Source organism: Mycobacterium sp. 48b (assembly GCF_048282725.1).
In the GTDB taxonomy this organism is placed as follows: domain Bacteria; phylum Actinomycetota; class Actinomycetes; order Mycobacteriales; family Mycobacteriaceae; genus Mycobacterium.
In genome coordinates, this window is sequence record NZ_JBLVUL010000001.1 from 7,057,132 (window position 1) to 7,069,161 (window position 12,030).

A 12,030-nucleotide genomic window follows, 5' to 3' on the forward strand; every position below is an offset into this window, starting at 1 on the left:
TCGAAGCGCTACTCATCCGAGGGGCCAGCCCACACGACCCACAGGACGCTTGATTTGAACTCGCCAGAACTCGCCCACTGGAATGCCCAAGAAGCACTCGCGGAGGCGATGATCCCGATCATCGGCACCCTGTACCGGGCGAAGGGCGTGACGGTCCTGCTGCACAGCCGGTCGCTGGTGAACAGGTCCGTCATCAAGATCCTGCGAACCCACCGGTTCGCGCGGCAGGTGGGCGGTGAGGAACTGTCGGTCGAGGAGACCTTCCCCTTCCTGCAGGCACTGGCCGACCTGGACCTGGGCCCGTCGAAGATCGACCTCGGCCTGCTGATCATGGCGTACCGCGCCAGCGATGCGGGACTGTCCGTGCGGGAATTCACCGCGCAGGTGCTCAGCGACGTGACCGGCGAGAACAAGAGCGAACCGCAAGGCCCGCGCGACGTGGTGCTCTACGGGTTCGGCCGGATCGGCCGGCTCGTCGCGCGCCTGCTCATCGAGAAAGCCGGGTCCGGAAACGGCCTGAACCTGCGCGCCGTCGTGATCCGCAGCAACGGCGAGGGCGACCTGGCCAAGCGGGCGTCGCTGCTGCGCCGCGACTCGGTACACGGCCAGTTCGACGGCACGATCAAGGTCGATACCGAAACCAACAGCCTCATCGCCAACGGCAACGTCATCAAGTTCATCCACAGTGACGACCCGGCGAGTGTCGATTACACCGAGTACGGAATCGACAACGCGATCCTGATCGACAACACCGGTAAATGGCGTGACCGCGAAGGCCTGTCCAAGCACCTGCGCCCCGGCATCGCGAAGGTCCTGCTGACCGCTCCGGGCAAGGGCGACGTCCCGAACATCGTGCACGGGGTCAACCACCGCACGCTCGATCTCGAGCAGCAGATCTTCTCCTGCGCGTCATGCACGACCAACGCGATCGTCCCGCCGCTCAAGGCGATGGACGACGAGTACGGCATCGCGCGCTGCCACGTGGAGACCGTGCACTCGTTCACCAACGACCAGAACCTGCTGGACAACTATCACAACGCCGATCGCCGCGGCCGGTCCGCGCCGTTCAACCTGGTGCTCACCGAAACGGGTGCGGCCTCCGCGGTCGCCAAGGCGATGCCCGACCTGAAGGCCAAGATCAGCGGCAGCTCGATCCGCGTTCCCACCCCGGATGTTTCGGTGGCGATCCTGAACATGCAGCTGAACCGCCCGACCACCAAGGAAGAGGCGCTGGAGTACCTGCGTCAGGCGTCCCTGTCGGGCCCGTTGAGCCGCAACCTCGACTACACCGCGGCGACCGACGCCGTGTCGAGCGACTTCATCGGCTCACGCGCGGCGAGCATCATCGACGCCAACGCGACGATCGTCGACGAGGACAACGTCATCCTCTACGTCTGGTACGACAACGAATTCGGCTACTCGTCCCAGGTGGTGCGCACGGTGCAGTACCTGTCGGGCATCGAGTACCCGACGTATCCGCAGATGCGGGCAGAGGTGGATCAGACGGTCTTGGTCACGCCGTAGTAGGCAACGACATCTTGGGACCCCGGGGCTGCGCTGGTCAGCTTTGCGAATGACCGCAGAAAAGACTGGCCAACGCACCCATCGATCTTGATGTGCACGTCTTTGAGCGTGACCCGGGAATCCTTGCCCTTGAACTTCATTTCGGTGACCGAGACGTCGATGACCTCGCCAGGTTTCGGTCGCACTTCCACATTGCCCTGGATCGGTGCGCTGATCCCGCCGAGGCCGGTTCGGCTGACCGACGAGGAAAGGCCGAGGCTCCCGGTCAGGCGGACCGAGCTCAGCTCGATGCCGCACCCGATCTGGTAACCCGCCTCGAGCGTGCCGCCCCGCAGTGACGTAGTGCCGCTGCCGCTGATGCTGCCGGTGAAGGTTCCACCGGCCAGATACTCACGCGATGAGGATGCGGTGGTCAGGGCCGGGATCGGTAATTGGGTCTCGTCCCTGGCAGCGAGCTTCAGCACCCAACCATCGGGCGTCGTGACCACGGACGGTTCCGCGGAGCCGACGGTCCCGGTGTCCGGCGGTGTTCCGGGTTCGCCGTCGACGGGCGGCAGAGCGTCTGCGTTCGGCTCGTGCGGCAAAGCGGGTTCGGGAGCGGCGGTCGCGTAAGGCGCCGGCACCACCAGTGCACCGACCGTCATCAGGGCAGCGAGAATCCTGGTCATCTGAGTTGTTGATACCTCTCGAGAAACGTAAATGGTTGAGCAAGTGTGGATTTGAGGTCCGGACTTCACACGGCCTTGGTCACGCCCACGTAGGAGACGACATCCTGCGTGTCAGCGGTGGAGCTGGTGAACGTCGCGTACGAGCGAATGAAGGACTGACCGACGCAGCTGTCGATCTTGATCCGCAGGCCGGTGATCGTCACACGGGCCGAATCGCCCTCATATTCAATCTTCGTCACCGGGATGACGGACGCGGTGCCCGGCTTGAGGGTGGGGCGGATCTGCGCGAAAAGACCGCCACCGACGCTCGGCACGCCCACAGAGCTCAGCGAGGGCGTGATGTTGCCCCCGAACCTCGCGTCGACGACATCAGCACTGATGCCACACCCGATCTGATACCCGGCCTCCAGCGTGCCGCCCGCCAGCGGCGCTGTGCCAGATCCGGCCACCTCACCCAGAAACGTTCCGCCCACCAGGTATTCGCGTGAGGAGACGGCAGTGGTCAGCGGCGCGACATCGAGCTGCGTTTCGTCCACCGCCTTGACCGACAGAGCCCAGCCCTCAGGTGTCGACAGGATCCCAGCCGCAGCCGACGGCACCGCACCGTTGTCGACCCCGGGACCAGGCGCGACATCGGGCGCCGGCGGAGCTGGAATCGGCTGGGCTCCAGACTCAATGGCGCTCGATAGCGATGCACCAGTCCCGAACGAACAGGCGACAGCCAGAGTGACAACAGTTTTCAGCATGGTGCGGCGGCGCGCCTCTCAGTATTCGCGAGTTTCTTACCGGGGGGAACGTAGCAGCGCCCGCAGAACGGTGTCACCATCCATCGACCGGTTACCCATAAACAGTTGGGCCACAGCGTTTCCCGAAGGTGAATGACAGGGAAACTGTACCTGGATGTTAACCGCCAGCAGTAGAGCGCAGTCCACACCAAGAACGTTATGCCTTGAGCCACAGTTGTTTTCCGCGTTGCCGTCGCGAAAAAAGATTAGAAGATCATATGTCAACGGTGTGCGCCTTTACGCGCTCCATCGAGGGCGCCGCCGGCTGAGGCGGGCGCGGTACGTACGCTCGCCGGGCTAGGTGGCGCAGCGCCCCGAGCTGATGTGAACCGCGATCCGGCTGATTGCCGTACCGATGCTCACGGCGATGTGCTCGCGGGCCGTCATCTCCGCGTCATCGCGACTGGCTGCGGTCACGACTTGATCCAGTTCGGGAATCCGAATCCGGTAGCCGTGCCGGGTGGCTTCGATCTCAATGGTGAAACGGAGGTCCGGAAGCGGCATCGGCCGCGGCCGAAAGAACCTCATGTTCAGCGATTCCAACAGACAGTCGATCTGGTATTGCTCACGGCGGTTACGCCGGATGGCTTCACGAAGGCGTGGCATCCGACGCCGGTTGCGACCGTCGGCCAAGTGCCTGACCAGCAGTTCGCAGTCACGGGCCAACTCGTCATCGATCTCAGCCCGCCGCGCCTCCAGAAGTCCCCGGTAGTAGCGGGCCTGCCGCAGCTCCTGCTGGCGGGTCAGGCGGACAACCTCGCCGCGGTCGTCAGCGGCTGGCGGATCGAGCCCCTCGGACTCCTCGGCAACACCCAACACACGAATCAGCGGGCTGACCGCACGTCGCTGATCGCGGGAGGGGACCGACATCGTCACCCTGACATTCTGCGGACAACAACGCCGGTCGCCGCCGACTTCATATCAACTTCATGTCCGCCCAGGTGTAGCCGGCGAGGACCGGCCGAGTGCGGTTCAGCGGGCGCACCCGCGGCTGGACTCGAACCAGCAACCTCCTGCTTCGTAAACAGGCGCTCTCTCCACTTGAGCTACGCCGGCATCAGGTACCGCGCCCCTGGACGGACTCGAACCGCCAACCTTCGCCGTCGGAGGACGACGCTCTATCCGCTTGAGCTACAGGGGCATCGACGTACGTGGGGTGACGGACGGGATTTGAACCCGTAACGACCAGGACCACAACCTGGCGCTCTACCGATTGAGCTACCGTCACAGCGGAAGTGAAGGGATTCGAACCCCCAGCCGCAGGATCACCGCGGCGACGGCTTAGCAAGCCGCTGCATTACCGTTCTGCCACACTTCCCGACATCTACCAGCGAAGGCGTGTAGTCCGTAGGAGAGTCGAACTCCTGCCGTCTGGTTGAGAACCAGGTGTGCTACCACTACACCAACGGACCGTCGTTGAGCCGCCAGAGCTACGAGGTAAGGAGCGGGCGGGGCGGAAGACTTTCTCGATTCTGTCGTCCGCCCCGCCGGCTGGGTGGGGGCCGTTGGTCAGGCCATCTCGGGCACACGGTAGCGGTCCCTGCTGCGTGGCTCGTAGGGCTCCCAGAGCATCCGCATCCCGGCCTCTTCGGGCGTACGGTTGCCTTTGCGCCCATTGCACGGTGCACACGCGGCGACGAGATTCAGCCAGGTGTTGTCACCACCACGCGACTCGGGCACTACGTGATCCAACGTGTCGCCGTGCCCACCGCAGTACGCACAGGTATAGCGGTCACGTTCCAGAATCCCGACACGACTCACCCGATGGCGGACCCGGTACGGCACGTGGACGTACTCACGCAGCGCGACGGACACCGGCAGTTCGACGACCGTCGACGGGCTTTGTATGTGGACGGCCGGACTGTGGCGCTCGATCACATAGACCGAACCCCGCAGCAGCAGCCGAACCGCCTCCTGCCAGGTCACGTAGGTCAGCACGCGGTAGTCGGCGTTGTACACCGTCACGGTGTACGGGCGATTTCTGTGTTGGCGAAAGTGCTTCATGACCGCGTGCCTCCTCTCTGGTTGTCGTCGCGGGACAGGTTTGACATGGGTGACGGGACTCGAACCCGTTCTGCCCGTGGAGGACTGATGTGCAAAACTGTTGCACCTCCACAGCATCACCATGGGTGCGCCGTGAGGGTTTCGATCCCCCGTCCCCAGATTAAGAGTCTGGTGCTATCCCAACTCAGCTAACGGCGCCGCATGTGGTTCCTCCGTGGGCCGCCCGGGATTCGAACCCGGAAGTCATGGGTAAGAACCAAGGGTGATACACGATTTCACCAACGACCCGTTCGACAACGCTCGCGACTTTGTGGCGCGCGCATCGATTCCATAGTCCACAAGATCGAGGGCTCTCGTGCGCTCGGCAGGAGTTGAACCTGCATGCCCGCATTGGGCACCCGGGTCTGAGCCGAGCGCGTATACCAGTTCCGCCACGAGCGCGGATGCCACATTGTTCAATTTTCAAAGGTCTGACGCAACAGGTGATTTCGATCGTCATGCCGCTCTGCACACGTTCGCCTGTCGGCGTTGCCGCAAACAGCATGCACCGAGGGAGATGAGATTGTCGAGCAGATATTTCTTCGTAATCTGTTGCTTACCACCATAATTCGGCGCGACAAACTACAGAAACGTCAGGCGACGTTCCTGTCAGCGACAACAGCGAAGTTGAGAGATTTGTGAGATTGTTCGTGGAGCCCTTGCTGCCGACCAGGGCGCGCACCCATTGACAGGGTGAGATTTCGTCGACGGATCGACCGGAAGCGGCAGCGATACGCCAGGGAATTGCGCACGGCCGACGGCCAGGTGATGCGCACAGCGCCGACGGTCCCCACACACCACAAACTCGCCGCGGATGCTTCGCGCATCCCGGCGAGCGGCTCACAGCCATGGCAGAACGTGGTCACGCCGTGAAAAGTAGCACCGCGTTTCCACAGGTCCCAGTGAATTTCCGAGAAGGGACAGTTGGCCCCGGGTAGATCCCACTGAACCGACCCGGTACTGCCTCGTTGTCCGCTGGCTCCCCCATGCAGCCACAGGAAACGGGGCCGTTCCGTGTCCGCGTCCGATCCGCAGACCACAACCGCTCTATGGCCATGAATAGCCTTCTGGCCGGTTCCGGTCGGTGGTGTGAAACCCTCGGTCGGTGGACTTGGGGTTCTGGGCACAGATCCGTTGTGTGGTGTTCGACGTCGGCGAGACGTTGGTCGATGAAACCCGGATGTGGACTGCGCTGGCTCAGCGGTTGGGTCTGACCCCGTTCACTTTGTGCGGAGTGGTGGGGGCCTTGATCGCGATGGGCAAGGATCACCACGATCTGTGGGACGTGATTGGTGTCGATCGGCCTGCTGCGGGCGTCGACCCTGGTCAGAGCGATCTGTATCCCGACGCTTTGGAATGTGTCGCCGCTGTCCGTCAGCTCGGGTTGGCAGTCGGTGTCGCGGGAAACCAGCCTGCGGTGATCGAGCAAGTGCTGTCTGCGGACGGCTTGGAGGCTGACTTCGTTGCTTCGTCGGCGGCGTGGGGAGTGGCCAAACCGGACCCCGCGTTCTTCATCCGTGTGATCTCGGAAGCGCGCGTTCCTGCCGAGAGCATCTTGTATGTGGGCGATCGCATCGACAACGACATGCTGCCCGCTCGCGCGGCCGGGATGCGTACAGTCTTCGTTCGGCGCGGCCCGTGGGGCTATCTGCATGCTCTCAAAGAGGAAGCGGCGCTTGCTGATCTGCGTGTGGACTCATTGCAGGAGCTGACCGCAATCATGACTGCCAATCGCAGTTGAGAATGCCGAGACATTTCGGCATGTCGTGAGGTCGATGCGCGACGACTGGCCGACAAGCGGCACGACCCGTCTGCCTCATCAGGAAGTTGGGCCCTCGACAGGCCCTGGTGAGCTCTATCGCCTCGGCGAATGCACCACACCGTTCTCATGCCGGGCAAAAGTTTGATGCGCTCCTAGCACTGTCATAGCCAACGTCACACCCGTGTCGAGATTCAACGAGGTCGACGGGTGAAACAGCCTGCCGGCTGACCCGGAATTGAACTGTCGACAAATGGTTGCCGAGCGCTGCGGTTAGGGCGTATTTTTTTCTAGCAAGGTTGAGCCCACAGCCCACCGCGGAATGTCGCGGGGAGCAGGCTGGCAGGCTCCCTGCATACAACCCAGCAGAGCGAATCATCGTCTGAAGGGGGTCGATGATGTCTGTCCTGACAGCCACTGCGCATGCGCCGGGCGGCGGACCAGTTCGGGGTATTGCCGGTGCCCGCCGCGAGCACGGCCGGGCCCGCTTCACGACGCACTGGGGCCGCACCGGCGGACTGCTCAGGGTTGACGGTGACATCGATGCCGCCAACGCCGACCAGCTGGTCGACCAGGTTCGTCACACGACGTGGTGTGAATGGCTGGTGCTGGACATGACCACGATCGACTTCATGGGGACCTCCGGCATCACGGCTCTTCACACCATCAACGTCCACTGCGCCGATACCGACGTCCGTTGGGCGCTGGTTCCCAGCCGGCCGGTGTCAAGATTGCTCACTCTCTGCGGCCACAACCAGGCGTTCCCAATCAGCGAGTCGCTCACCGCGGCCCTGTCACGGGTGCAGCAACGCCCACACAATCAATGATGAGCTCCACCCGCCGACCGGCGACCGGCACCGACCGGCCGTCGCTAGTTCAATGCCGCATTCGTACGACCAAGGGAAACAACGTGTTCAAACATTTGGTTGCTCGCATCGCTGCTGTGGTGTTCGTAGGGACAGGGCTGGGGCTGGGCGGTTGGCCGCCGATCGCTTGGGCGCAGCCCTGTCCTGAGGTGGAAGTGGTTTTCGCCCGCGGCACCGGTGAAGCACCAGGCCTCGGCCCGACCGGGCAGGTATTTGCCGATACTTTGCGACACCGCCTGGGCGACAGGTCTTTTGGCGTGTATCCGGTCAACTATCCGGCCACCGATCAATGGGCCACCGGTGTGGACGGGATCCGCGACGCGGGCGCGCACGTCACCAAGATGTCGGCCGACTGCCCTGAAACGAAGATGGTGCTCGGCGGATACTCCCAAGGCGCGGCCGTGATGGGCTTTGTCACCTCGGCCGCTGTGCCCGACGGCGTCGACCCGGCCACGGTGCCCAAACCGTTGCAGCCCGAAGTCGCCGACAACGTGGCCGCCGTTGTCCTTTACGGCACACCGAACGTTCGGGCGATGAACTTCCTCGGAGAACCCCCGGTCGTCATCGGTCCGCAGTATCAGGGCAAAACCCTCAAAGTCTGTGCTCCGCAGGACGCCGTCTGCTCAGACGGAATGGACTTCGCCGCCCACACCTCCTCGGGCTACGACGGCCTGATCAACCAAGGTGTCGATTTCGCCGCCGGCCGCCTCGCTGCGCAACCTGTGGCCGGTCCATCCGGTCAATGGGACCATCCACCAGCGACCCCGTGACCAGGCCAAATCGGCGGTATCCGCATCGAACCGCGGTTCCAGGCTTGCGGCGGACAAATGGCGCATCAGCCATCACCTCGTTTGCCCGCTCGCGCCAATTCATCGATCTTCGCGCGCTAAGGTCGGAAGTCGCCGAAGCTGACGCGGTCCGCGACACGAAAATTAGTTTGCGGTGGCTGGGTGGGGACATTCTCGGGCGGTAGTGTCGGTTGCCATTCTCAATGGCGGGAGGCAACTCCCCTACCTGTATCTCTCCCGGCGTTGCCACGGAGTTGGCGTACACATTTTTGCCATCCAGATGGCGGATCCGAGTTCTGCGTGCACCTGCCACGGTGCACGTGGCACTGTTGGCAACCTTCTCGGAGGCCCCAATGGGGCCTCGTTTCATCTCATTTTGTGGGCGTATTGGCTGTGCGGGTGTACGTCGAACATGGTGCGGTAGGAGGGAGGTTGGCGGCCGTGCTCGTCGGTGATCCCGTAGCGTTCTGCGAGTTCGGCGCCGATCAGGGTGCGGCCGCTGACGTTCATCGCCTCCGGGTCGTTGAACAGTGCCCAGATCACGTGGCCGGTCAACTCGGGGGTCTCGGCGGTGTCGAGGATGTGACCGAACTTTTTCGGGTTGGATGCGATGATCGACCGGACACGGTCGGTGAGTAGTGATCCCATCCAGATGGACACCGTGGTGATGCTGAATTCTTCGAAATCGACGGCCATGTCGGCGGCCATCTTGTCGACTGCTGCTTTGGGAACGCCGTAGGCGGGCCCAAATGCGTAATGGACCGAGCCGGACGATGAGGTGAAGACCACAAGCCCTTTTTGTTGCGGCAACATAAGTGGAGCGGCCATGACGGTGGCAATGTAGCTGCTGCGTACCCCGACATCGAGAGTGTCGATGACGCTGAGCGGTTCCTCCCAGAACTTGGTGCGGTCCATCATCTCGTCGCGGATGATGGCGGCGTTGTTGACCAGGATGTCGACCCGGCCCTGTTCGTCGCGGATCTGATCGAACAGCGCCGCGACTTGCTGATCGTCGCCGTGGTCCACGCGGACCCCGATCCCTTGTCCGCCTGCGGCGTTGACGCGCTCAACGGTTTCGTAGATGGTCCCGGGAAGTGCCGCTTCACCGGACTTTTCGGTGCGCCCGGTCACATACACCGTGGCGCCATGGCTGCCCAGCGCGGCGGCGATGCCGGCACCGGCACCACGGCTGGCGCCGGTGACGACGGCTACCGGGCCGCTCATGCGAACAGCTCGTCGTATCGGGCCATCAGGGCGGGGATATCGTCATCGATGGTCAGGCCCAGCGAGCTGAACATCCGCGCCAGCATGTCGTAGCTGCCAACGGTGAAGATCAGGTCGAGAAGCTGCTGGGTGTTCAATTCGGCGGCCAGCGTCTGCCAGGTCGGTTCGCTGATCACGCCCGGATCGATGAGCTCATCGACCGCTTTGAGCATGGCGGCCTCCAGCGGGCTCCAGAACGGCGCTTCAGGCCCGTAGGCGATCCGTCCGATCTCCTCGTCGGTCAGCCCAGCGTCGCGTGCGACGAACAGATGCTGGGCCCATTCGTAGCCACACTTGCGCACCGCAGCGACCCGCATGATCAGTAGCTCTCGATGCCGCTCACTGAGCGTGGTACCCAACAGCAGATGGCCGTTGAGGGGAAAATACGCCTGGGCCAAAGCGGGATGATGAGCCATGGCGCCCAAGACGTGCAGGGCTTTCGGCCGGTCGGTGGTGGCCAGCGGCTGGTGGCGGGGATTGGGCGGGCGCAGCGCCGCCAAGGCCGTGCGCATTTCTTTCGGAAATTCTTTGGGGTTCAGAGGTTCGATACGTGCCATGTCAGCCGATGGTCCTTCCGCCGTTGACGCCGATGATTTGTCCTGTGATGTAGCCGGCCTCTTCGCGTACCAGGTAGGCGCAGGCGGCGGCGATGTCTTCGGGTTGCCCGACGCGGCGTACCGGGGTGGTGGCCTCGGCCGCATCGATGCCCGGTCCCAGGAATCCGCGGTCCTCGGTGCGCCGCAGCATGGGCGTGTTGATGAAACCTGGAGGAATGGTGTTGACGGTGATACCTCGCGGGCCGAGTTCTTGGGCAAGGGCTTTGGTGAATCCGACCACCCCGGCCTTGGCCGCAGAGTAATGCGTCATGAGCGGATTGCCGGTCTGGGCGCTGGAGGAGGAGATGTTGACGATGCGGCCCCAGCCGGCGTCGACCATGTGCGGCGCGACTGCTTGACAGCAGTCGAAGGTCCCGGTGAGGTTGACGGCCAGGATCTTCTGCCAACTGTCGGCGCTGATGTCGAGGAACTTCTCGAAGCCGTCGAGCCCGGCGCTGTTCACCAGAATTGTTGGTGTGCCCCGTGTTTGGGTGACTTCGGCGACTGCGGTGTCGATCAGGGATCGGTCGGTGACGTCCACGCCGTAGCCGATGGCTCGGCCGCCGGCGGTGGTGATGGCGTTGGCCGCGGCGCTGGCTGCGTCCGCATTGCGGTCGAAGATGGCTACCGTCGCGCCTTCAGCCGAGAGTCGTCGGGCGATGGCCAGTCCGATACCGGATCCGCCGCCGGTGACGATGGCGGTGCGCGGAGTGGTCCAGGCCGGAAGTGCGCTCACGCGATCACTTCCTCGCCGACGAGAGTGGTGCGGTGCATCAGCCGCCGGGAGGTCGGCTCATACGGCATGGCGCGGTGCAACATTCCGGTGTTGTCCCAGACGACGAGGTCACCGACCGTCCAGGTGTGGTGCAGGACGAACTGCGGCTGAGTCGACCAGTCGAGGAGGTCGTCGAGTACCGCGCGGCCGTCTGTATGGTCCATCCCGACGATGTCACCGGCCGTAGCGCCGATCAGTAGAGATTTGCGGCCGTCAGCGTGGGTCCAGACCAGTGGGTGTTCGCGTGAGGGTGCCCGGTTCCATTTTTCGAGCTGCTCGGGTGTCGGATCGGGTTCGAGCAGCAACTGCGATGCTGCCACGCTGTGCACCACGCGATAGCCGTCCAGTTCAGCCTTCTTCTCCGGCGGGAGGGACTGGTAAGCGGCGTAGGTGTTGGCGAACTCGGTGTCACCACCGTCGTCGGCCACCTCACGGGCGGTCAACAGAGTCGCCTTCTGGGGCACGGTGTCGGTCAATCCGTCGGTGTGCCAAAAGATGGTGCTCCGCCGCAGACCCGCCAACGTGCTCTTGGACGGGTCCATGGTGACCGGCGAAATCTCGGGGAAGTCAGGGTGGCCCCCGGCGCCAGCGACAACGACCTCACCGAGCATTCGGCTGAAAGTCACCAGATCGGCATCGGTGATGTGGGCTTCGCGGTAGACGATGACCCCATGTGCCGCTAGCAGCTGCCGGCATTGGGTGGCTGTTTGCTCATGGGCGAAATCGTTACTGGTCAAGCCGAGCACTTCGACACCGATCGACTCTGAGATGGGGGTGATGCTCACGCGCACGTTGCTACCTTTCAGACGCTGAGGTGGTTGATGAGGACCGAGATGGCTTGCCGAGAGCAGGCGGTCACTACAGCGTTGAGCTTGCGGACCCTGTCAGGTCCGGGTTGTTCTGCGCCGTCGGTGGGTGGGGATGTCGCCACAATGGGTCCTGTTCTTGGCCGGTCCGGTTTTG

Annotated in this window: 12 protein-coding genes and 8 tRNA genes; 4 read left to right on the forward strand and 16 right to left on the reverse strand. The window is 63.4% G+C overall.

Annotation, left to right across the window (positions count from 1 at the left end):
- Positions 1 to 54: 54 nt before the first annotated feature.
- Positions 55 to 1,524: a glyceraldehyde-3-phosphate dehydrogenase gene (locus ACNQR1_RS34510; protein ID WP_418049992.1), complete on the forward strand. Its 1,470-nt coding sequence runs from the start codon at positions 55 to 57 to the stop codon at positions 1,522 to 1,524.
- Here the strand turns inward: ACNQR1_RS34510 and ACNQR1_RS34515 are convergent.
- The 12 genes from ACNQR1_RS34515 to ACNQR1_RS34570 all read right to left on the reverse strand — a co-directional run bounded on the left by ACNQR1_RS34515 (position 1,500) and on the right by ACNQR1_RS34570 (position 5,422).
- The gene (locus tag ACNQR1_RS34515; protein WP_418049993.1) at positions 1,500 to 2,192 is read right to left on the reverse strand and encodes an MspA family porin; all 693 of its coding nucleotides are present in this window, start codon (positions 2,190 to 2,192) and stop codon (positions 1,500 to 1,502) included. The two genes, ACNQR1_RS34510 and ACNQR1_RS34515, sit on opposite strands and share 25 nt — an antisense overlap.
- A gap of 65 nt (positions 2,193 to 2,257) precedes the next feature.
- Positions 2,258 to 2,938, reverse strand: a complete 681-nt coding sequence (locus tag ACNQR1_RS34520; protein WP_418049994.1) for an MspA family porin — start codon at positions 2,936 to 2,938, stop codon at positions 2,258 to 2,260.
- A 336-nt stretch (positions 2,939 to 3,274) separates the two neighbouring features.
- The gene (locus tag ACNQR1_RS34525; protein WP_418049995.1) at positions 3,275 to 3,853 is read right to left on the reverse strand and encodes a hypothetical protein; all 579 of its coding nucleotides are present in this window, start codon (positions 3,851 to 3,853) and stop codon (positions 3,275 to 3,277) included.
- A gap of 106 nt (positions 3,854 to 3,959) precedes the next feature.
- Positions 3,960 to 4,033: transfer RNA gene (locus tag ACNQR1_RS34530), tRNA-Arg, on the reverse strand.
- Between the two features lie 11 nt (positions 4,034 to 4,044).
- Positions 4,045 to 4,118, reverse strand: a tRNA-Arg gene (locus tag ACNQR1_RS34535).
- A gap of 11 nt (positions 4,119 to 4,129) precedes the next feature.
- Positions 4,130 to 4,205: transfer RNA gene (locus tag ACNQR1_RS34540), tRNA-His, on the reverse strand.
- Between the two features lie 2 nt (positions 4,206 to 4,207).
- Positions 4,208 to 4,295 (reverse strand) — tRNA-Ser (locus ACNQR1_RS34545).
- Between the two features lie 23 nt (positions 4,296 to 4,318).
- Positions 4,319 to 4,389: transfer RNA gene (locus tag ACNQR1_RS34550), tRNA-Glu, on the reverse strand.
- Between the two features lie 97 nt (positions 4,390 to 4,486).
- The gene (locus ACNQR1_RS34555; protein ID WP_418049996.1) at positions 4,487 to 4,981 is read right to left on the reverse strand and encodes an HNH endonuclease; all 495 of its coding nucleotides are present in this window, start codon (positions 4,979 to 4,981) and stop codon (positions 4,487 to 4,489) included.
- Between the two features lie 126 nt (positions 4,982 to 5,107).
- Positions 5,108 to 5,179, reverse strand: a tRNA-Lys gene (locus ACNQR1_RS34560).
- 17 nt (positions 5,180 to 5,196) lie between these two features.
- A tRNA-Lys gene (locus ACNQR1_RS34565) sits at positions 5,197 to 5,269 on the reverse strand.
- 68 nt (positions 5,270 to 5,337) lie between these two features.
- A tRNA-Leu gene (locus ACNQR1_RS34570) sits at positions 5,338 to 5,422 on the reverse strand.
- A gap of 736 nt (positions 5,423 to 6,158) precedes the next feature.
- Here ACNQR1_RS34570 and ACNQR1_RS34575 point away from each other — a divergent pair.
- The 3 genes from ACNQR1_RS34575 (at position 6,159) to ACNQR1_RS34585 (ending at position 8,415) form a co-directional block, all read left to right on the forward strand.
- Positions 6,159 to 6,761 (forward strand): HAD family hydrolase, encoded by a 603-nt coding sequence (locus ACNQR1_RS34575; RefSeq protein ID WP_418049997.1) that lies wholly within the window; start codon positions 6,159 to 6,161, stop codon positions 6,759 to 6,761.
- Positions 6,762 to 7,177: 416 nt separating this feature from the next.
- Positions 7,178 to 7,606: an STAS domain-containing protein gene (locus tag ACNQR1_RS34580; RefSeq protein WP_418049998.1), complete on the forward strand. Its 429-nt coding sequence runs from the start codon at positions 7,178 to 7,180 to the stop codon at positions 7,604 to 7,606.
- Positions 7,607 to 7,722: 116 nt separating this feature from the next.
- Entirely contained in the window at positions 7,723 to 8,415 is a 693-nt protein-coding gene (locus ACNQR1_RS34585; protein ID WP_418050616.1) for a cutinase family protein, read from the forward strand.
- 384 nt (positions 8,416 to 8,799) lie between these two features.
- Here the strand turns inward: ACNQR1_RS34585 and ACNQR1_RS34590 are convergent, their stop codons facing one another.
- From ACNQR1_RS34590 to ACNQR1_RS34605, 4 genes are read right to left on the reverse strand one after another with little or no spacing between them, the layout of a single operon-like run.
- On the reverse strand, positions 8,800 to 9,657 hold the full coding sequence (locus tag ACNQR1_RS34590) for an SDR family NAD(P)-dependent oxidoreductase (protein WP_418049999.1): 858 nt from the start codon (positions 9,655 to 9,657) through the stop codon (positions 8,800 to 8,802).
- Positions 9,654 to 10,253 carry a carboxymuconolactone decarboxylase family protein gene (locus ACNQR1_RS34595; RefSeq protein ID WP_418050000.1) on the reverse strand — a complete coding sequence of 200 codons (600 nt, stop codon included), beginning with the start codon at positions 10,251 to 10,253 and terminating at the stop codon, positions 9,654 to 9,656. Before ACNQR1_RS34595 ends, ACNQR1_RS34590 begins: the two co-directional genes overlap by 4 nt.
- Before the next feature lies 1 nt (position 10,254).
- The gene (locus ACNQR1_RS34600) at positions 10,255 to 11,028 is read right to left on the reverse strand and encodes an SDR family NAD(P)-dependent oxidoreductase (protein WP_418050001.1); all 774 of its coding nucleotides are present in this window, start codon (positions 11,026 to 11,028) and stop codon (positions 10,255 to 10,257) included.
- Complete coding sequence (locus ACNQR1_RS34605) at positions 11,025 to 11,858, reverse strand: TauD/TfdA dioxygenase family protein (RefSeq protein WP_418050002.1); 834 nt, start codon at positions 11,856 to 11,858, stop codon at positions 11,025 to 11,027. Before ACNQR1_RS34605 ends, ACNQR1_RS34600 begins: the two co-directional genes overlap by 4 nt.
- Between the last annotated feature and the right edge of the window lie 172 nt (positions 11,859 to 12,030).